The 699-nt window shown below is 69.8% G+C and carries 1 protein-coding gene; it reads right to left on the bottom strand.

Annotation, left to right across the window (positions count from 1 at the left end; translation table 11 throughout):
- A partial coding sequence (locus ACH34R_RS44185; protein WP_397567633.1) for a hypothetical protein occupies window positions 1-699 on the bottom strand: 699 nt, incomplete at both ends.

Genomic DNA, 699 nt, shown 5'->3' with positions numbered 1-699 from the left:
CCATGCCTTCCAGTGGCTCGATGGAGCCGACGCGCCAGTGCCGCATCATCGCGGTGGGGTGCGGGCCGGACAGGATGTAGGCGGTGCCCTGGGTGCCCTCGGCGTCGTCTTCGTCGTCGCCGTCGACGTCGTCGAACTGGGAGACCAGGCGGGCCGGGCGGAGCGTCTTGGGGATCGGCATGAGCTGCACTCCGGCGGGCAGCAGCCCGTCGGCCACCAGTTGCCGCATCATGGACGACGACCACCTGAGCAGGGTGACTTCGCCTTCCTTGAGCATCGCGCGCAGCGTGTCGGAGCCGCCGAGTTCTTCGAGGTGGGAGGCTTGCGCGGACAGGCCGACGCCGACGCCGACGGACCGGCCGGTGCGGCCGAGCTCGCGGATCAGGAACGTGGCCTCTTCCCGGTACGGGGAGCCCTTCTCCAGCAGCCGGTTGGCCTCTTCGATCCGGATGTGCAGCAGCGGGTCCGGGCGGCCCAGGACGAACGCGGTGCGTCCCATCGCGCTGTAGCGGGCCATCCGTTCGTTGGTGACCCCCGCACCCGACCGCAGCGCCAGCATCGCCTCTTCGGGGGTGGTGCCGAACCAGTCGACGTTGTCCTCGGCCTCGGGGACGGACTGGCCGTGTTTGAGGTCGGCCAGCCACGACACGATGCCGTTGATCTTCTCGGCGGCCAGTTCCATCTGCAGCGTGCGGGACT

It is taken from the genome of Spongiactinospora sp. 9N601 (genome assembly GCF_044326295.1).
GTDB lineage: Bacteria > Actinomycetota > Actinomycetes > Streptosporangiales > Streptosporangiaceae > Spongiactinospora > Spongiactinospora gelatinilytica.
The sequence above is the reverse complement of the archived record's forward strand: the minus strand, read 5'-3'. Positions and strand labels throughout refer to the sequence as shown.